The sequence below is a fragment of the Methylobacterium sp. CM6246 genome (assembly GCF_054818005.1).
Map to the genome: position 1 here is coordinate 3,721,131 of NZ_JBTXKY010000001.1, position 19,031 is coordinate 3,740,161.

A 19,031-nucleotide genomic window follows, 5' to 3' on the forward strand; every position below is an offset into this window, starting at 1 on the left:
CAGGACATGACGCGACCGGCAGGACGGGCAAAGCTTGTTTCTGCACCGTCGCTCCCCTCTTGCGGGACTTCGTCCCGGCCCGACCCCCTTCGAGGGCCACCCTCCCCCGCAAAGGGGGGAGGGAGGATGCGCAGGTCCGCTGCTGCTACGAAGAACACGATCGGCAGGCCCCTCGCGGACCTGTCATGCGAATCTGCTGAGAGACGGGTCGCGCGGACCTGACCATTCGCGCCGTCCCGGGCAAGGCACGCCCGCGCGGTTCGGGCGTTACGAGACATGGACCAGGAGCCAGAGACCAGCATGAACGCACCGACCAAAGCCGCCGCCGCGACGACCGGGGCCGAGGCCGTCCTGCCCGCATCCCCGGCGCCTCGCGCCGCGGGGCCGCGGATCTACAACCTGTTCCCGCTGCTGGTCGGGCGCGTCTCCGACTGGGCGGCCGAGCTGCCCCGGATCGCGGCGCTCGGCTTCGACTGGATCTACCTCAACCCGTTCCACCAGACCGGCGGCTCGCGGAGCCTCTACGCGGTGGCCGATCCCGAGCGGCTCGACGAGCGGTTCCGTGACCAGGACGGCACGCCCGACGACGCGCAGATCGGCCGGTTCTGCGCCGCCGCGCAGGCCGCGGGCCTGTCGGTGATGACCGACCTCGTGATCAACCACACCGCCGACAACGCCCGGCTGGCCGTGGAGCGGCCCGACCTGTTCATGAAGGAGCCCGACGGCTCGATCATGCATCCGGGCGCCGTCGACCCGGACGATCCCACGATCCGCACGGTCTGGGGCGATCTCGCCGAACTCGACTATCACACGCCCGCCGCCCGGGACGAGCTGACCCGGATCTGGGGCGCCTACGTGGCCCGGCTCCAGGCGCTCGGCGTCGCGGGCTTCCGGTGCGATGCCGCCTACAAGGTCCCGCCCGAGACCTGGCGCGTCCTGATCGGGGAGGCCAAGGGCCGCGACCCCGCCTGCCTGTTCGCCGCCGAGACCCTGGGCTGCACCTTCGAGGAGGCGCGCGCCACGGCCGGCGCCGGCTTCGACTACCTGTTCAACTCCTTCGCCTGGTGGGACCTCCAGAAGCCCTGGGCGCTGGAGCAGTACGAGCGCCTGCGGGTGCTGGCGCCCTCGATCGCCTTTCCGGAAAACCACGACATGAAGCGGCTGGCCGCCGAGGCCGGCGGCGGCCCCGAGGCGGTGGCGCGGCACCTGCGCACCCGCTACGCGCTGGCTGCTTTCTTCTCGGCCGGCGTGCTGATGCCGATCGGCTACGAGTGGGGCTACCGCCGGGCGCTGCACGTGGTCGAGACCACCCCGCGCGACCGCGAGACCGACACCGGCCTCGACATCTCCGCCTCGATCCGGGCGATCAACGCCCTGCGGGCTGAACTGCCGGCCGCCAACGTCGAGGGCGCGCAGATGCGCATCTCGGCCCCCGACAGCGACCTCGTGGCGCTCGCCCGCTTCGACACCGGCCATCCGGCCTCGGCGCAGAACGCCGTGATCGTGCTCTACAACCCGTCGGACAGGCCGGTGCCGGTGGATGCCGGCACCCTCATCGCCCGCACCGGCGGGATGCTCGGCGCCTTCGTCGACCGGACCCCCGAGGCCGAGCCGATCGCGTTCCATCCCGGCAGCGCCATCGACCTGCTCCCGGGCGAGTTGCGCATCCTCAGCGCCGGGCCCGCCCAGGTCGCCCAGCTGCCCGAGCGCGACACGCCGACCGGCGAGGGCCGGGTGGTGATCGAGGCGGTGAGCCCGGAGCTCGACGGCGGCCGTTCGGCGGTGAAGCGCGTCGTCGGCGAATCCCTGCGGGTCGAGGCCGACATCTTCACCGACGGCCACGAGATCCTCGACGCCGCGATCCTGTCGCGGGTCGCCGGCACCGAGGCGTGGCGCGAGGACCCGATGGTCTTCGTCGACAACGACCGCTGGGCCGGGCAATTCCCCCTGGAGCGCAACGCCCGCTACGAATTCACCCTGATCGCGTGGCGCGACCCGTTCTCGTCCTGGGTGCGCGACACCCTGAAGAAGCGCGCCGCCGGCGTCGATGTCCGCCTGGAGACGATCGAGGGCGTGACCCTGGTCGAGAGCGCCGCCTCCCTGGCCCGCGGCCGCGGCGCCGGGCGCGACGCGGAGCGGCTCGCCGCCCTGGTCGCGGCGCTCGCCGCCGAGGAGACCGGCTCGGCCGCCCAGCTCGAGCGGATCCTGCAACCCGAGGCCGCGAGCCTGGTCCGCCGGAACGCCGAGCGGGTGAATCTCAGCCGCTATCCGGTGGTCCTGCCGGTGATCGCCGACCGGCTCGCGGCCCGGTTCTCCGCCTGGTACGAGATCTTTCCGCGCTCGCAATCGATGGACGTGAACCGCCACGGCACCTTCGACGACGTGATCCGGCGGCTGCCCGAGATCCGCGAGCTGGGCTTCGACGTGCTCTACTTCACGCCGATCCACCCGGTGGGCCGGACCAACCGCAAGGGCAAGAACAACACCCTCAAGGCCCTGCCGGGCGATGTCGGCTCGGTCTACGCGGTGGGCGCGGAGGAGGGCGGCCACGAGGCCGTGCACCCCGACCTCGGCACGCTGGAGGATTTCGAGCGGCTGGTGGCGGAAAGCCACGCCTTCGGCATGGAGATCGCCCTCGACTTCGCGATCCAGTGCTCGCCCGACCATCCCTGGATCAAGGACCATCCCGAATGGTTCGAGTGGCGCCCCGACGGGACGCTGAAATTCGCCGAGAACCCGCCCAAGAAGTACGAGGACATCTCGAACGTCCACTTCTACGGGGGCGCCCTGCCCTCGCTGTGGATCGAGCTGCGCGACATCCTGCTCGGGTGGTGCGCCCGGGGCGTGCGCATCTTCCGGGTCGACAACCCGCACACCAAGCCGATCCCGTTCTGGGAATGGGTGATCGCCGAGGTCAACGGCCGCTATCCCGACGCTCTGTTCCTGGCCGAGGCCTTCACCCGGCCGAAGATGATGAAGAAGCTCGCCAAGGCGGGCTACCAGCAGAGCTACACCTACTTCACGTGGCGCAACACGAAGCAGGAGCTCACCGCATACGCCCTGGAGCTGGCCGGCGAGATGGGCGAGTACTACCGCCCGAACTTCTTCGCCAACACGCCTGACATCAACCCGCACTACCTCCAGACCAGCGGCCGGGCGGGCTTCGTGATCCGGGGGACGCTGGCCGCCACCCTGTCGTCGGTCTACGGCATCTACAACGGCTTCGAGCTGTGCGAGGCCGCGCCCTACCCGGGCAAGGAAGAATACCTGAACTCGGAGAAGTACGAGCTGAAGGCCTGGGACTACGACCGGCCCGGCAACATCCGCGAGCACATCGTCACGCTGAACAAGATCCGGCGCGAGAACCCCGCCCTCTGGGATTTCCGCAACGTGGTCTTCACCGGCGCCTCCAACGACCAGATCATCGCCTACGCCAAGGCGACGCCGGAGCGTGACAATTGCGTGTTCACGATGGTCAACCTCGATCCCAAGAACCGCCAGGAATGCACCTACGAGGTGCCGCTCTGGCTGTTCGGCCTGCCGGATGACGGCGCCGTGGAGGTTGAGGACCTGATCCAGGGCTACAGGTTCGAGTTGCGGGGCAAGACCCACCGCATCGCGCTCGATCCGGCCGAGCGATCCTGCGTCATCTGGCGTCTCCGGGCGCCGCGGCGGGTTGCGGGCTGAGGCCACCCGTGGCACCTCACCCTCACGTCTGACACCGGCGACGGGCCTGCCCGCCGCCGACCATTGCGCCGCGCGGCCGACCGCCCGCGCCCCGGCCGGTCCCGACCGCCGGTCCCCTTGACCTTCGACCGATGAGGCAGCGACGCGATGATCGATCGCAGCGACCCGCAATGGTACCGTGACGCCATCATCTACCAGATCCACGTCAAGTCGTTCTTCGACTCGAACGACGACGGGATCGGTGATTTCGAGGGGCTGACCCGGCGGCTCGACTATGTCCGTGACCTCGGGGTCACGGCGATCTGGCTGATGCCGTTCTATCCCTCGCCGCTGCGCGACGACGGCTACGACATCGCCGATTACGAGGGCATCAACCCGTCCTACGGGACCATGGAGGACTTCAGGGCCTTCGTGGCGGCGGCGCACGAGCGCGGCCTGCGGGTGATCACCGAGCTCGTGATCAACCACACCAGCGACCAGCACCCCTGGTTCCAGGCGGCCCGCGAGGCGCCCCCCGGCTCGCCCGAGCGCGACTTCTACGTCTGGTCGGACACCGACGCGCCGTACAAGGACACGCGGATCATCTTCCTCGACACCGAGTCCTCGAACTGGACCTGGGACCCGGTCGCCAAGCAGTATTTCTGGCACCGGTTCTACAGCCACCAGCCGGACCTGAACTTCGACAACCCGAAGGTGCTGGAAGCCGTCATCGCGACGATGCGCTACTGGCTCGACATGGGCGTCGACGGCCTGCGGCTGGACGCGATCCCCTACCTGATCGAGCGCGACGGCACGAACTGCGAAAACCTGTCCGAAACGCACGACGTCATCAAGGCGATCCGGGCCGCCCTCGATGTCAGCTATCCCGACCGGATGCTGCTGGCCGAGGCCAACCAGTGGCCCGAGGAGACCGCCCAGTATTTCGGCGACGGCGACGAATGCCACATGGCGTTCCACTTCCCGCTGATGCCGCGGATGTACATGGCGATCGCCCGGGAGGACCGGCATCCGATCACCGACATCATGCGCCAGACCCCGGAGATCCCCGAGGGGTGCCAGTGGGCGATCTTCCTGCGGAATCACGACGAGCTGACGCTCGAGATGGTGACCGCCGAGGAGCGTGACTACCTCTGGTCGTTCTACGCCGCCGAGCGGCGCGCCCGGATCAACCTCGGCATCCGCCGCCGCCTCGCGCCGCTGCTGGAGAACGACCGGCGCAAGATCGAACTGATGAAGTCCCTCGTCCTGTCGATGCCCGGCACGCCGGTGCTCTACTACGGCGACGAGATCGGCATGGGCGACAACATCTATCTGGGCGACCGCGACGGCGTCCGCACGCCGATGCAATGGTCCCCGGACCGCAACGGCGGCTTCTCCAAGGCGAACCCGCAGCGGCTGTTCCTGCCGGCGATCCAGGACCCGATCTACGGCTTCGACGCGATCAACGTCGAGGCGCAGACCCAGTCGCAGACCAGCCTGCTGAACTGGACCCGGCGGATGATCGCCATCCGCAACAACAGCGTCGCGCTGGGCCGCGGCACGATCCAGTTCCTCTATCCCTCGAACCGCAAGGTCCTGGCCTGGATCCGCGAGCACGAGGACGAGCGGATCCTGTGCGTCGCCAACCTGTCGCGGGCCCCGCAGGCGGTGCAGCTCGACCTGTCGGAGCTGCGTACCGCGGTGCCGATCGAGCTCACCGGCGGCACCGAGTTCCCGCCGATCGGAGACCTGCCCTACCTGCTGACCCTGCCGTCCTACGGCTTCTACTGGTTCTCGTTGAGCGCCGCCCGCTCGGGCGCGATCGGCCCGCAGCAGGAGCCCCCGGAGCTGTTCACCCTGGTGCTCACCGGCGGCATCGAGAGCCTGATGTCCGGCCGTGAGCGCGTCGCCTTCGAGCGCACCGTGGTGCCGCCGTTCCTGCTGAGCCGGCGCTGGTTCGGCGCCAAGGGCTCGCGGATCCGGTCCGTGAAGGTGGTCGACTTCGCCGCCCTCAAGGACGTGGACGGCAGCGCCCGGTTCCTGCTGCCGCGGCTGCAGGTGCAGCTCGCCAACGGCGAGAGCCACGAATACTTCATGCCGGTCGGCGTGGAGGAGGGCCGCGAGGACGAGACGCTGCTGCCCTTCGCGGTGGCGCGGGTGCGCCGCGGGCCGCGGACCGGGCTGCTCTACGGGGCGGCCGGCTCCAACGACTTCGCGGCCTGCCTGATCGACGACATGCGCCAGGGCACCGAGATCCCGACCGAGAGCGGGCGGCTGGTCTTTTCCACCACGTCGGCCTTCGATCCGGACGTCACCGTGGACGTGGCCGACATCCGCCGGCTGTCGGCGGAGCAGAGCAACACCTCGATCGCCATCGGCTCGAAGATGATGCTCAAGCTGCTGCGCCGCCTGCAGCCGGGGATGCATCCCGAGATCGAGGTCGGGCGCTTCCTCACCGAGCAGGCGGGCTTCTCCAACACGCCCGCGCTGCTCGGCACGCTCGAGCACGTGGCCGAGGACGGCACCCGGACGGCGCTGGCGGTCCTGCAGAAGTTCGTCATGAACCAGGGCGACGCCTGGACGCTGATGCTGGAGGGCCTGCGCCGGGACTTCGAGACCGTCGTGCTCACCCCCGAGAGCGAGGCCGCCAGCCCCGAGGAGGCGTTCCAGGCCCACCGGCCCTGGGCCGACCTGCTCGGCCGGCGCACCGCCGAGATGCACGCCGCCTTCGCGATCGAGACCGACGACCCGGCCTTCGCGGCCGAGCCGTTCGCCGAGGACGACCTGGCGGTGCTCGTCCGGGACGCGCGCCACCAGGCCGATCGGGCCTTCCGGGCGCTCAAGGGCCTGGTCGAGCGCGGCCTCGATGCCGGCAAGCCCGCCTGCGCGGAGCTGGGTCAGCGGCGGGCCGAGGTCGAGGCGCTGATCGAGGCGCTGTCCACCGAGGCGCCGCGCGGGGCCCACAAGATCCGCATCCACGGCGACTATCACCTGGGTCAGGTGCTGGTTTCCGAGAGCGACCTGATCATCGTCGACTTCGAGGGCGAGCCCTCCCGCCCGGCCGACGAGCGGCGGGCGAAGTCGATGCCGCTGCGCGACGTCGCCGGCCTGATGCGCTCCTTCGCGTACGGGGCCGAGACCGTGATCCGCGAGATCACCGTCCGGTTCGGCGATTCCGAGGAGCGGGCGCGGGACGCGGCCAAGGCGTGGCGCGGCATGATCGAGGCGGCCTTCCTGGCCGGCTACGACGCGGCCGCGGCGGGGACGCGGGCGGCCGTGACCGACCCGGCCACCCGGACGCGGCTGCTGCGCCTCTGCCTGCTGACCAAGGCCCTCTACGAAGTCGATTACGAGGCCAACAACCGGCCGGACTGGATCGAAATCCCCGCCCGAGGGGTTCTCACCATTCTGGACACGGACGGCCGCGAGCCCGGAGAAACTGAATGACGGCGATCGACGAGACCTTCGCACCGCGGAACGACCCGGAAGCGGCGGGCGCGCGGAACGCGGACGTCCCGAACTCCGGAGCCGCCTCGGCGCCGGCGGGCTCCCATCCGGGCGTCCATCCGGACGCGATCGCCGCGCTGATGTCCGCCAACCACGGCGACCCGTTCTCGGTGCTCGGCCCCCACCGGGTCGGCCCGAACGCCTGGGAGGTCCGCGCCGTCCTGCCCGAGGCGCGGTCCGCCGCCCTGGTGACGAGCGCGCGCACCGTGCCGTTCGAGAAGCGGCATCCGGACGGGTTCTACGTCGCCCGGATCGAGGGCGAGAGCCGGCCGCTCTACGAGATCGAGGTCGAGTTCTGGGACGGGACCAAGCGGCGCCGCTTCGACCCCTACGGCTTCGGCTCCTCGATCGAGCCCTACGACGTCGCGACCCTGCGCGAGGTCGGCACCAACCTGGTCTACCGGATGCTCGGCGCCCAGTCGGGGCAGCTCGACGGCATCGACGGCTTCCGCTTCGCCGTGTGGGCGCCCAACGCCCGCAAGGTCAGCGTCGTCGGCGACTTCAACGAGTGGGACGGGCGGCGCCACCCGATGCGCCTGTGGCAGGAAGGCGGGATCTGGGAGGTGTTCGTGCCCGGCCTCAAGGCCGGTGAGCGCTACAAGTTCGAGATCCGCGGCCCCGACGGCGCCCTGATCCCGCTCAAGGCCGACCCGGTCGCCTTCGCGGCACAGCACCCGCCGGAGACGGCCTCGGTCACCCACGGGACGGGGGAGTTCGACTGGCGCGATGCCGGCTGGATGACGACCCGCGGCGCCAAGGATCCGCGCCACACCGCGATCTCGATCTACGAGGTCCATCTCGGCTCCTGGGCGCGGGTGCCCGAGGAGGGCAACCGCTACCTCACCTACAAGGAGCTGGGCGAACGGCTGATCCCCTACGTCAAGGATATGGGCTTCACCCATATCGAGATGCTGCCGATCACCGAGTTCCCGTTCGACGGTTCCTGGGGCTACCAGCCGGTCTCGCTGTTCGCCCCGACCAGCCGCTTCGGCACGCCCGAGGATTTCGCGGCCTTCGTGGACACCGCCCACGAGGCCGGCATCGGCGTGATGCTCGACTGGGTGCCCGGCCACTTCCCGCTGGACGCGCACGGGCTCGGCTTGTTCGACGGCACGCACCTCTACGAGCACGCCGACCCGCGCCAGGGTTTCCACCAGGATTGGGGCACCTACATCTACAATTTCGGCCGGACCGAGGTCGCGACCTTCCTGGCCGCCAACGCCCGGTTCTGGCTGGAGCACTACCACCTCGACGGCCTGCGGGTGGATGCCGTGGCCTCGATGCTCTACCTCGACTATTCGCGCCGGCAGGGCGAGTGGATCCCGAACCGCTACGGCGGCAACGAGAACCTCGACGCCATCGACTTCCTGCGCAAGACCAACGAGGCGACCTACAGCCACGCCCCCGGCACCATCACGGTGGCGGAGGAATCGACCTCCTGGCCGGGGGTCTCGCACCCGACCTACACGGGCGGCCTCGGCTTCGGCTTCAAGTGGAACATGGGCTGGATGCACGACACGTTGAAATACGTGTCGGAGGATCCGATCCACCGCCGCTACCACCACCACAACCTGACCTTCGGGCTGCTCTACGCCTTCTCGGAGAACTTCATCCTGCCGCTCTCCCACGACGAGGTCGTGCACGGGAAGGGCTCGCTGCTCGGCAAGATGCCGGGCGACCGCTGGCAGAAATTCGCAAACCTGCGCGCCTATTTCGGCTTCATGTGGGGGCATCCCGGCAAGAAGCTGCTGTTCATGGGCGGCGAGTTCGGCCAGGAGCGGGAGTGGAACCACGACATCAGCTTGGACTGGCACCTGCTCGACGATCCCCTGCACAAGGGCGTCAAGGACGTGGTGCGGGACCTCAACCGGCTCTACGTCTCGACCCCGGCCCTCCACACCCGGGACGTCGAGGCGACCGGGTTCCAGTGGCTGGTGGCCGACGACCAGGACAACAGCGTCATCGCCTGGGCCCGCAAGGGCGCCAAGCCGGGCGAGGTCGCGATCGTGGTGTCGAACTTCACTCCGATTCCCCGGGAGGGCTACCGGGTCGGCGTGCCGGAGGCGGGTTTTTACCGCGAGGCGTTCAACTCGGACGCGGGGGTCTACGGCGGCTCGAACCTCGGCAACAACGGCGGCCGCCACACCGACGCGGAGGCGGCCCACGGCCAGGCGCAGTTCCTGTCGCTGACCCTGCCGCCGCTGGCGACGATGATTTTTTTGCTGGAGCGGTGACGTAAATCCCTCCCCCCTCTGCGGGGGAGGGTGGCCCCTGCGTCAGCAAGGGTCGGGAAAGGGGAGCGCCGTTTCCGGAAAGCGCGCGACAGGCGTGAGATCCTGAACCGTCGCGCTGCCCCTCTCCCGACCCGGCCTGACGGCCGGCCCACCCTCCCCCGCGAAGGGGGGAGGGAGGACGCGTGTCAGATCCGGACTGGATGATATCCTGCCGCGCCGCGAACAGATTCAGAGCCTGCCGAAGCGCCAGCCCTACGCGGCGCGCCAGCGCAGCGCCGGGCTGTTGCCCATGGCGCGGGCGTAGAGGCCGGCGTAGCTGTCGGCGGCCTGGTCCCAGCCGAACCGGGCGGCCATGGCGCGCCGGCGCATGGCGTTGAGGCGCTTCTTCTGGCCGAACGCCTCGAACGCCCGGCGGACCGCCGACCCGAACGCCGGGGCCGAGGCCTCCGCGAAGGTGAAGCCGGTCACCCCGTCCTCCACCGTGTCGGCGAGGCCCCCGGTGCGGTGCACGATCGGCAGCGAGCCGAAGCGCTGGGCGTACATCTGGGCCAGCCCGCACGGCTCGAACCGCGAGGGCATCAGCAGGAAGTCGCTGCCGGCGAACATCCGCCGTGCCTGGGCCTCCTCGAAGCCGACATGCACGCCGACCGCGTCCGGGTGGCGCTTCGACAGGCCGCGCAGGGCCTGCTCGAACCGGCCCTCGCCCTGGCCGATCACCACGAGCTGTCCGCCCTCGGCCACGATCGCCTCCGCCGCCTGCAGGCTCAAGTCGATGCCCTTCTGGTGCACCAGGCGCGACACGATGGCGAAGAGTGGCCCGCGGGAGACCGCGAGGCCGAATTGCTGGCGCACCGCCTCGGCGTTGGCGCGCTTGCCCTTCCAGTCGTCGACCTCGAACCGGGTGGCGAGGTGCGGGTCGGTGCTCGGATCCCAGGTCTCGTCGATGCCGTTGAGGATCCCGGCCAGCCGCCCCTGCCCGGCGCGGGTGCGCAGCAGCCCGTCGAGCCCGCAGCCCATCTCGGGCGTCTGGATCTCCCGAGCGTAGGTCTCGCTCACCGTGGTGACCTGCGAGGCGTAGAAGATGCCGGCCTTGAGGAACGACAGCTGGCCGTAGAACTCCGCGCCGTCGACCTGGAACGCCGAATCCGGCACGCCGAGGCGGCCCAGGCTGTCGCGGGGGAACAGCCCCTGATAGGCGAGGTTGTGGATCGTCAGCACGCTCGGGATGCGCCGGCCGCGCCAGGCCAGGTAGGCCGGGGCGAGGGCCGCCTGCCAGTCGTTGAGGTGCAGCAGGTCGGCGGCCCAGTCCGAATCGGCGCCGGCGGCGATCTCCGCGGCCGCGAGGCTCAGGCGGGCGAAGCGCAGGTCGTTGTCGCCGAAATCGCCGTTCGCGTCGCCGTAGGGCGTGCCGTCGCGCTCGTACAGGTCGGGGGCCAGCAGGACGTAGATGCGCAGGCCGTCGGCGGCCTCGACCAGGCCGAGGTCGCAGGGGGGTACGCCCGCGAAGCCCTCGAGCCGGGCGACCACCGGGATGTCGGGGAACGCGGCCCGGACCTGGCGGTAGCCGGGGATCAGGACGCGGATGTCGTAATGCGGCACCAGGGCCCGGGGCAGGGCGGCCGAGACCTCGCCGAGGCCGCCGGTCTTCACGAAGTCGGCCATCTCCGGGGTGGCGTACAGGATGCGGCGGCGCAGCGAGGCCGGCCAGGCCGGGTTGGTGAACTGCGCTGCGGCACCGCCGCCTTCGCCGAAGGCTTCATCCGCGCAGAAACCGCCGCGACGCGCGTCGTGCATGGGCATCGCTCCGGGCCGGGCAGGGTGCCCCGGCCTGGCAGAGGATCGGGCAGACGCGGCTGTCACGGCCTCAACCATGTCCAATGCTCCTCCGTCGCACCCGTTCCGCTGCGACGCACAATTTAGGCCAGTGTCAGCCTTAAGCTTCGGTTACAGATTTCGCCATGGCGCGATGTCCGTGCTGCACTGCGACAAGAGATGGCAGGGGCGGGCTCAGGTGCGGCGCAGGATCACCCCCTCGGCAGGCCCGAGCGCCAGGGGCGCGCCGACGCTCGCCCCCGCCCGGCCGGGAAGCGTCGAGAGCAGCACCGTCCAGTCGCCCTCGGGCAGGGACAGGCTGTGCGGATCGCCGCCGAAGTTCAGGATCACGCGCAGGCACGTGCCGTCGGCGCAGCGCTCGTAGGCGAACACGGCCTCGGCCTCGACCGGCAGGCCCCGGTAGTCGCCCACGCAGAGCGCCGGGTGGTCGCGCCGCAGCGCCAGGAGCCGCCGGTGCAGGGTCAGCATCGAGCCGGGATCCGAGCGCTGGGCCTCGACGTTGCGGGTGGCCCAATCCTCCGAGAGCGGCAGCCACGGCTCCCCGACCGAGAAGCCGGCCTGCGGGGCCTCGTCCCATTGCATCGGGGTCCGCTCCGGGTCGCGGCCGTGGCCGGGCTCGTTGCGCTCCCAGGGGTCCCGGGCGCGCCCCGGCGGGATCGCGACGCGGCCGAGCCCGATCTCGTCGCCGTAATAGAGGGTCGGGGTGCCGCGCAACGTCAGCAGCAGCATCGCGGCGATGCGAGCCTGGGCCTCGCCCACCCGGGCGGCGATCCGCGGCTGGTCGTGGTTGCCCAGCACCCAGTTCGGCCAGCCGCCCTCGGGCAGAGCCGCCTCGTACTGGGCCACGAGGTCGGCGACCGCGTCGGCCCGCCACGGGGTCTGGATCAGCTGGAAGTTGAAGGGCAGGTCGGCGCCGGTGAGGTCGGGGCCGTAATAGGCCACCAGCCGCTCGATCGGCAGGTAGATCTCGCCGATCAGCACCCGCTCGCCGTACCGGCGCAGCACCGCCCGCATCCCGGCGATGACGTCGAACACCTCCGGGCGGTCGGCGGAATAGACCTGGGTGAAGCGGTTGATCTCGGGCGTGCCCGGCGCGTAGTCGGGATTGGCCGGGTTGTCGCGGAATCCGGCGTCCTTCATCAGGTGCCAGATCACGTCGACCCGGAACCCGTCGACCCCGCGGTCCAGCCAGAACCGGAGCGCGTCGTGCATCGCCGCCCGGACGGCGGGGTTGCGCCAGTTCAGGTCCGGCTGCTCGGCCAGGAAGGCGTGGTAGTAGTACTGGCCGGTGGCCGCATCCAGCGTCCAGGCCGGGCCTCCGAAATTCGACACCCAGTTGTTCGGCGGACCGCCCCCCGGGGCCGGGTCGCGCCAGATGTACCAGTCCCGCTGCGGGCTGGAGCGCGACGACCGGCTCTCCGCGAACCACGGATGCGCGATCGACGAGTGGTTGGGCACGAAGTCCAGGATCACCTTCAGCTTGCGCCGATGGGCCTCGGCGATGAGCGCGTCGAAATCGGCCAGCGTGCCGAACAACGGGTCGATGCCGCAGTAATCGGCGACGTCGTAGCCGAAATCCGCCATGGGCGAGGGGTAGACCGGCGAGATCCACACCGCGTCCACCCCGAGCCAGGCGAGGTAGTCGAGCCGCGCCGTGATCCCCGCCAGGTCGCCGACCCCGTCGCCGTTCGTATCCTGGAACGAGCGCGGATAGACCTGGTAGACGGTCCCGCGCTTCCACCAGACGGTCTCGGTCATGCTGCGCCTCGCGAATCCCCGGCCCAGGGTTAACCGCTGAGCCGCGCGCTGGCGACGGCTCAGATGCGCGCGTCGCGGGTTGGCGGTGCCGGCCGTTGTGTCTAGAATGTCACGTAGTCGCGCCATATCTCCGGCCGCGCCGTCGCGTGCCCCGTTCGGGGCGGCACCGCCACGACTTCGCCTGGAAGCCGGTCGCACAGTCGCGGCTTCGGGGCACGGATCGCCCGCCCGTTCACGCGGCGGCAATCCATCAAAAGAGATAATCCGCCCACGATAGCCCTGGCGCTAGAATCCGGGGCGCTGACTTTGGGGGACCCGCACGTGCTGAACGACGTTCTCACTCCGCCCGCCCAGCGGGACGCCCTGCGCGACGACGCCGCGGCCGAGCTGCCGGTGGCCGCCTGGACCGCGCCGCTCCTGTCGCAGACCGGTGACGCCGTGGTCGACCTGCGGGAATCGATCCGCGCCAAGCTGACCTTCGCGCTCGGCCGGACCCCCGAATCCGCCCGCCCGCGCGACTGGTTCGTGGCCACCGCGATGGCCCTGCGCGAGCGCGTCGTGGCGGCCTGCATGGCCTCCGAGAAGGCCGTGCCGAACAAGCGGGTCTACTATCTCTCGCTCGAATTCCTGATCGGCCGGCTGATGTCGGACGCCATGAACAACCTCGGCCTCACCGACACGACCCGGGCGGCGCTGCGGGAACTCGGGGTCGATCTCGACGCCGTGCAGGATGCGGAGCCCGACGCGGCGCTCGGCAATGGCGGCCTCGGGCGGCTGGCCGCCTGCTTCATGGACAGCATGGCCAGCATCGGCATCCCGGCGATCGGCTACGGCATCCGGTACGATCACGGCCTGTTCCGCCAGTCCTTCGAGGACGGCTGGCAGCGCGAGGCGCCGGAGACCTGGCTGGCCGAGGGCAATCCCTGGGAGTTCGTCCGGCCCGACGCGACCTACACGATCGGCTTCGGCGGCACCGTCACGCTGTCCTCGCCCGGCGAGGGCGTGATCCGCCGCCACTGGCAGCCGGCCGAGACCGTGCGGGCGGTCGCCCACGACATCCCGGTGGTCGGCTGGCGCGGGCGCCACGTCAACCGGCTGCGCCTGTGGAAGGCGGAGGCCGGCGAGCCGGTCGACCTCGGCCGCTTCAACGATGGCGACCATGTCGGCGCCGTCGCGGCCCGCATGCGGGCGGAGGCGATCTCCCGGGTGCTCTATCCGAGCGATTCCTCGGCCGACGGGCAGGAACTGCGCCTGCGCCAGGAATACTTCTTCACCTCGGCCTCGCTCCAGGATCTCATCGCCCGCCACGTCATGGAGCGCGGCGACGTGCGGTCCCTGTCGGACCACGCCGCGATCCAGCTCAACGACACCCACCCGGCCATCGCGGTGCCGGAGCTGATGCGCATCCTGATGGAGGACCACGACCTCTCCTGGGAGGATGCGTGGCACGTCACCACCCACACGCTGAACTACACCAACCACACCCTGCTGCCCGAGGCGCTGGAGACCTGGCCGGTGGAGCTGATGGAGCGGCTGCTGCCGCGCCACATGCAGATCATCTACCTGATCAACTGGATGCATCTCGAAGAGCAGGCCAAGCACGGCCGCCAGGACGCCGCCCACCAGGACGCCGCCTACCTGGCCTCGATCTCGCTGATCGACGAGGCGCATGGCCGGCGGGTCCGGATGGGGCACCTCGCCTTCCACGGCGCCCGGCGGGTCAACGGCGTCTCGGCGCTGCACACCGACCTGATGCGGTCCACGGTGTTCGCGCCGCTCCACGCGCTGGATCCGGACAAGATCGTCAACAAGACCAACGGCATCACCTTCCGGCGCTGGCTCCACAACGCCAATCCGGGCCTCACCCGGCTCGCCGTGGAGACGGTGGGCGCGGGCGTCCTCGACGATCCCGAGCTGCTCCGGGGCCTGGAGGCCCATGCCGAGGATCCGGCCTTCGTGGCGCGCTACGCCGCCGTGCGCCGGCAGCGCAAGGTGGCGCTGGCCAAGGTCGTGGCCGAGCGCACCGGCATCGACATCGATCCGGACGCGCTGTTCGACATCCAGGTCAAGCGCATCCACGAGTACAAGCGCCAGCTCCTCAACGTCGTCGAGACGGTGGCGCTCTACCAGGCGATCAAGGCCGACCCGCACCGGGACTGGACGCCCCGGGTGAAGATCTTCGCCGGCAAGGCCGCGCCGAGCTACGTCCGGGCCAAGCTGATCATCAAGCTCGCCTGCGACGTGGCCAAGGCGGTGAACGACGATCCGGAGGTCGCGGGCCGGCTGAAGGTGGTGTTCCTGCCGAACTACTCGGTGAGCCTCGCCGAGACGATCATCCCGGGCGCCGACCTGTCGGAGCAGATCTCCACCGCCGGCATGGAGGCCTCGGGCACCGGCAACATGAAGTTCGCCCTCAACGGCGCGCTCACGGTGGGCACGCTGGACGGCGCCAACATCGAGATCCGCGACCATGTCGGGGCGGACAACATCTTCATCTTCGGCCTCGACGCCGCCGGGGTGCAGGCGCGCGAGGCCGAGCCGGGCTACGCCGCGACGGCGATCCAGGCCTCGCCCCGGCTGGCGGCGGCGCTGGACATGATCGCCTCCGGGCGGTTCTCGCCGGAGGAGCCGGGCCGGTTCCGGCCGCTCACCGACGACCTGCGCCAGCGCGACCAGTACCTGCTCACCGCCGACTTCGACGATTACTGGCGGGTGCAGCGCTCCATCGACGCCGCCTGGCGCGACCCGCGCGGCTGGTGGGCCAAGGCGATCCGCAACACCGCCCGGATGGCGTGGTTCTCCTCGGACCGCTCGATGCGTGAATACGCGGACGAGATCTGGCGCGTCCGCCTGGGCTGAAGGACGTCCCGGTTTCGAAAGGAAGTCCTGGTTTCGAAAGGAAGTCCTGGTTTCGAAAGGTCTCGGACCTTTCGCGGGTCCAGGGCGGCGCCCTGGTGTCGGGCTCCGCCCCGACACCCCGCCCAAGGGCCTCAGGCCCTTGGGAAACCCCTGAGCCGGCGCAGGTTGCGTAGAAGCCGGTGACGGATCAGCGCCACGCGCTCGGCGAGGCCGAGCCGGCGCCGGACGAAGACGTGCGACACCCGGCCGAGACGCGGCCCCCGGTCCGGCTCGCCCTTGCGCAGGGCGATGTCGGGCAGCGCGGCCCCCTGCGTGATCCTCAGGGTCCGGACGGCCGGGAACACGAAGCTCCGGAACATGGAGCGCGTGTAATAGGAGAATTCGTCGTAGGCGGTGATCGCGCGTGACCGCCCGGTCGCCGGATCCTGGACCGTCAGCGTGCCGGCCCGCGGGCCGTAGGTCACCAGGGCGCCGATCACGCGACGCGGCCGCCCGAGCGGGATCTCGACGCTCGCGCCCTCGGGAATCTCCAGGAAGTGCAGCGGGATGCCGTTGCGGCGCAGTTCGAACCCGCATTCCAGGCCGGGGAGGGTGCGCAGCGGCAGGGATTCGAACCGGACCGGCAATCGCCGGAGCCGGTCGACATAGGCGCGGCCGGGGGGCGGCGCCCGCATGAAGGCGTAGACCAGGATGCCGTAGAGTTCGGCCCCGGCCGGGGCGAGATGGGTCCCGTCCTTCAGCAGGTAGGTGATGTCGCCCGCCCCCGCGGCGGCCACCGGGGCGGCGATGTCGAGGTAGACGATGCCGTAGAGGGCGCGGTACTCCGCGAGCAGGGCGGCGACGGGCTCGGCCGCGTAATCGACCCCGCCCTGGTGGAGGTTGAGGAAGGCCACCGGCAGGCCCCGCCGGGCGGTCGCCGCCAGGATGTCGTCCAGGTAGGCCCGCATTGTCGCGCCGTCGAAGTAGCGGACGTTGCCGGTGAACAGCTCCAGCAGGACGTGGTCGCAGGGACAGGCGTCGAGGATCTCGTCGATCAGGGCGGCGATCGAGGGCAGCGAGTGGCCGCCCCAGCCGCTGCGCAGGAAGGTGACCGGCCGCCCCTCGGCCGCGGCCAGGGCGTTGGCGTGCTCGACATAGCCCGCCAGCTCCGTGACGCTGTAGCCGAGGCAGAGCACGCGGAGCATCGACGCAGACCGACTCACGGGAAGGGACGAAATCCCAAAGGGCGCCCGGCCCTTTGGCGGGGTATCGGGGCGGAGCCCTGATGGTCCGGGCGCGGTCCGCGGACGGGCGCCGTGGTCAGTCGAGCACGATCGGGTAGCAGCGCGCGCCCACCGCGGCGGCGAGCACCTGCACGGCGCCGACGGTGGCGATGTCGCCGGCCACGTGGACGACGTCGGTGGCGCGCAGGCTCGGCAGGTGGGCGGTGAGCGGGCCGGAGCGCACGTCCGGCGGCCGCTGGCCGCCGCGGTCGGCGCAGAGCACGATCCGGCCGACGCCGGTGCAGCGCAGCCAGTCCAGGCTCTCGCGCATGTAGAGGTCGAGGGCGTCCCGGGCGCCGACCGCCAGCGCCATCTCGCGGGCGGGCTCGACGTAGCGGGCCGCCCGGGCGATCGCCCAGATCGGGCCGAAGCCGGCTCCCGCCGCCACCAGCACGAGGCGCCCGCCGCCGGGCCGGTACTGGCCGCGGCCGACGGGGCCCTTCAGGCGCACGGGCTGGTCGAGCCGGATCGCGTCGACCGGGCCGCCCTCGGGGTCGCGGGGGATGTGGAACACCGCCTCGTTGATCTCGGCCGAGCCGTCGATCCGCAGGGTCGGGGACAGGGTCAGGGCAGGCAGGCCCGCGAAGGTGACGAGCGCCTGGTGGCCGGGCTCGAGGTTCGGGCGCCGGGTCAGGGTCGCCACGACCTCGACGATGCCGGGGCAGAGCCGCCGGATCTGCGAGACGGTGCCCTTGCGGATGGCGACGGCCGGGGGCGGGGCCTCCTCCTGGCCCAGGATCGGGGCGCCGGGCAGGCTCGGCCGCAGGGCCTCGGCCCGGGCCCGGCGGGCCGGGGGCCGACGGCTCGACGGCGCGGCGCTGCCCTGGCCGGCGACCTGGCTGGCGAGCTGCGCCTGCACGGGCGCGATCATGCCCTCGGCGAGCGCCGCCTCCAGCGGCGTGTCGCCGGTCGAGACGCGCACCGACCGGCCGTTGACGACGAGCGAGCAGCGCGCGCCCATGGCCGTACCCCGCTTGGTCTGGAGAGGGATCACCGGGCGCGGATCAGCAGGGTGTCCACCAGGGACGCCCAGCGCTCGCGGGTCGCCCGCACGTCGTCGCTGGCCGCCGATTCGGTCAGGAGCTGGCGCTGCGCCCGGAGGGCCTCGACCTCCTGCCGCTGGGCCCGGAGCACCGCCTTCATCACCTGCAGCTCGGTCTCGAGCCGGGCGATCTCGTCGGCCTCGTCGAAATCCTCGGACAGGTCGTCCAGGGCGGCGCCGGAGACGCGCGGATCCTGCACAGCTTGGCCGGGCAGAGCCTGGCCGGGGACCGGCAGCCGGGTGCGGGCCTGCTGCTCCAGCCGGACCGGCCGGGCGATCAGGCGACGCACGAGATCCGAGCTGCCCGCCTGCTGGTAACGCCTCGCCGCCTCGGCCATCCGCCCATCCCCTCCACGCGCGCCGGAGCGCCATTCCATCAACAGGAGCTTGCGCGGACATGGTTAAGGGGGACTTAAACCGATCGTCGACTTCCGAAGGGGTTCAGGCGGCCTCCGCCGCCGCTCCCGTCATCAACCCGGCCACCAGCGTGTAGGTCTCGGTCCAGGCCGCGCGGACCTCCGGGGTGAAGTCCGGGCCGAGGCCCTGCTCCAGGGTCCACAGCAGCGCGGCGCCGACCGGGGCGTAGTGGGCGGCCTGGGTGCCGTAGGCCACGTGCTTGCGCCCGAGATCCCGGATCGCCGGGGCCACGGTCTCCGGGTGGCCGAGATGGGCCACCGCCAGGCCCAGCATGGCCATCAGCTTCTTCTTCTGCTCGGCCATGTCGTCGGGGAAGAGCGGGCGGACCTCCGGGGCGATCTCGAACAGGCGCCCGTAGAACAGGTCGGCCGCCGTCCCGGCGATCGGCCGCACCTTCGCGAAGCTGTCCTGGACGAGCCTGACCTGTTCGGGCGTCATCGCATCCCCTGCCAC

Annotated in this window: 10 protein-coding genes; 4 read left to right on the forward strand and 6 right to left on the reverse strand. The window is 71.0% G+C overall.

The window, feature by feature from the left end; genetic code table 11:
• Positions 1 to 300 precede the first annotated feature (300 nt).
• The 3 genes from ACYQPG_RS18190 (at position 301) to glgB (ending at position 9,407) form a co-directional block, all read left to right on the forward strand.
• On the forward strand, positions 301 to 3,687 hold the full coding sequence (locus ACYQPG_RS18190; protein WP_147909462.1) for a maltotransferase domain-containing protein: 3,387 nt from the start codon (positions 301 to 303) through the stop codon (positions 3,685 to 3,687).
• A 147-nt stretch (positions 3,688 to 3,834) separates the two neighbouring features.
• Positions 3,835 to 7,113 carry a maltose alpha-D-glucosyltransferase gene (gene treS / locus ACYQPG_RS18195; RefSeq protein WP_419828457.1) on the forward strand — a complete coding sequence of 1,093 codons (3,279 nt, stop codon included), beginning with the start codon at positions 3,835 to 3,837 and terminating at the stop codon, positions 7,111 to 7,113.
• On the forward strand, positions 7,110 to 9,407 hold the full coding sequence (gene glgB, locus ACYQPG_RS18200; RefSeq protein WP_419828456.1) for a 1,4-alpha-glucan branching protein GlgB: 2,298 nt from the start codon (positions 7,110 to 7,112) through the stop codon (positions 9,405 to 9,407). The genes treS and glgB overlap by 4 nt, the downstream gene beginning before the upstream one ends.
• Positions 9,408 to 9,659: 252 nt before the next feature.
• On the opposite strand, the gene glgA is transcribed toward glgB, so the two are convergent.
• Positions 9,660 to 11,201, reverse strand: coding sequence for a glycogen synthase GlgA (glgA, locus tag ACYQPG_RS18205; RefSeq protein ID WP_147909459.1), 1,542 nt, complete (start codon positions 11,199 to 11,201; stop codon positions 9,660 to 9,662).
• 213 nt (positions 11,202 to 11,414) lie between these two features.
• Entirely contained in the window at positions 11,415 to 12,998 is a 1,584-nt protein-coding gene (locus ACYQPG_RS18210; RefSeq protein WP_461231430.1) for an alpha-amylase family glycosyl hydrolase, read from the reverse strand.
• Positions 12,999 to 13,319: 321 nt separating this feature from the next.
• On the opposite strand from ACYQPG_RS18210, the gene ACYQPG_RS18215 reads away from it, so the two are divergent.
• A complete protein-coding gene (locus tag ACYQPG_RS18215) occupies positions 13,320 to 15,857 on the forward strand; it encodes a glycogen/starch/alpha-glucan phosphorylase (protein ID WP_419828455.1) in 2,538 nt (845 codons plus the stop codon).
• Positions 15,858 to 15,988: 131 nt separating this feature from the next.
• Here the strand turns inward: ACYQPG_RS18215 and ACYQPG_RS18220 are convergent, their stop codons facing one another.
• From ACYQPG_RS18220 to ACYQPG_RS18235, 4 genes are all read right to left on the reverse strand, one after another.
• Positions 15,989 to 17,041 carry an SGNH/GDSL hydrolase family protein gene (locus ACYQPG_RS18220; protein ID WP_147909456.1) on the reverse strand — a complete coding sequence of 351 codons (1,053 nt, stop codon included), beginning with the start codon at positions 17,039 to 17,041 and terminating at the stop codon, positions 15,989 to 15,991.
• A 115-nt stretch (positions 17,042 to 17,156) separates the two neighbouring features.
• Positions 17,157 to 18,080, reverse strand: coding sequence for a ferredoxin reductase domain-containing protein (locus tag ACYQPG_RS18225; RefSeq protein ID WP_419828454.1), 924 nt, complete (start codon positions 18,078 to 18,080; stop codon positions 17,157 to 17,159).
• A 29-nt stretch (positions 18,081 to 18,109) separates the two neighbouring features.
• Positions 18,110 to 18,499, reverse strand: a complete 390-nt coding sequence (locus ACYQPG_RS18230) for a hypothetical protein (protein ID WP_147910468.1) — start codon at positions 18,497 to 18,499, stop codon at positions 18,110 to 18,112.
• A 103-nt stretch (positions 18,500 to 18,602) separates the two neighbouring features.
• Complete coding sequence (locus tag ACYQPG_RS18235) at positions 18,603 to 19,016, reverse strand: globin family protein (protein ID WP_147910312.1); 414 nt, start codon at positions 19,014 to 19,016, stop codon at positions 18,603 to 18,605.
• Positions 19,017 to 19,031 lie beyond the last annotated feature (15 nt).

What these genes read in the sequence shown, in the direction of transcription:
- ACYQPG_RS18190 (WP_147909462.1), top strand. Translation starts at nt 301, where the DNA reads ATGAACGCACCGACCAAAGCCGCCGCCGCGACGACCGGGGCCGAGGCC.
- treS (WP_419828457.1), top strand. Translation starts at nt 3,835, where the DNA reads ATGATCGATCGCAGCGACCCGCAATGGTACCGTGACGCCATCATCTAC.
- glgB (WP_419828456.1), top strand. Translation starts at nt 7,110, where the DNA reads ATGACGGCGATCGACGAGACCTTCGCACCGCGGAACGACCCGGAAGCG.
- glgA (WP_147909459.1), bottom strand. Translation starts at nt 11,201, where the DNA reads ATGCACGACGCGCGTCGCGGCGGTTTCTGCGCGGATGAAGCCTTCGGC.
- ACYQPG_RS18210 (WP_461231430.1), bottom strand. Translation starts at nt 12,998, where the DNA reads ATGACCGAGACCGTCTGGTGGAAGCGCGGGACCGTCTACCAGGTCTAT.
- ACYQPG_RS18220 (WP_147909456.1), bottom strand. Translation starts at nt 17,041, where the DNA reads ATGCTCCGCGTGCTCTGCCTCGGCTACAGCGTCACGGAGCTGGCGGGC.
- ACYQPG_RS18225 (WP_419828454.1), bottom strand. Translation starts at nt 18,080, where the DNA reads ATGGGCGCGCGCTGCTCGCTCGTCGTCAACGGCCGGTCGGTGCGCGTC.
- ACYQPG_RS18230 (WP_147910468.1), bottom strand. Translation starts at nt 18,499, where the DNA reads ATGGCCGAGGCGGCGAGGCGTTACCAGCAGGCGGGCAGCTCGGATCTC.
- ACYQPG_RS18235 (WP_147910312.1), bottom strand. Translation starts at nt 19,016, where the DNA reads ATGACGCCCGAACAGGTCAGGCTCGTCCAGGACAGCTTCGCGAAGGTG.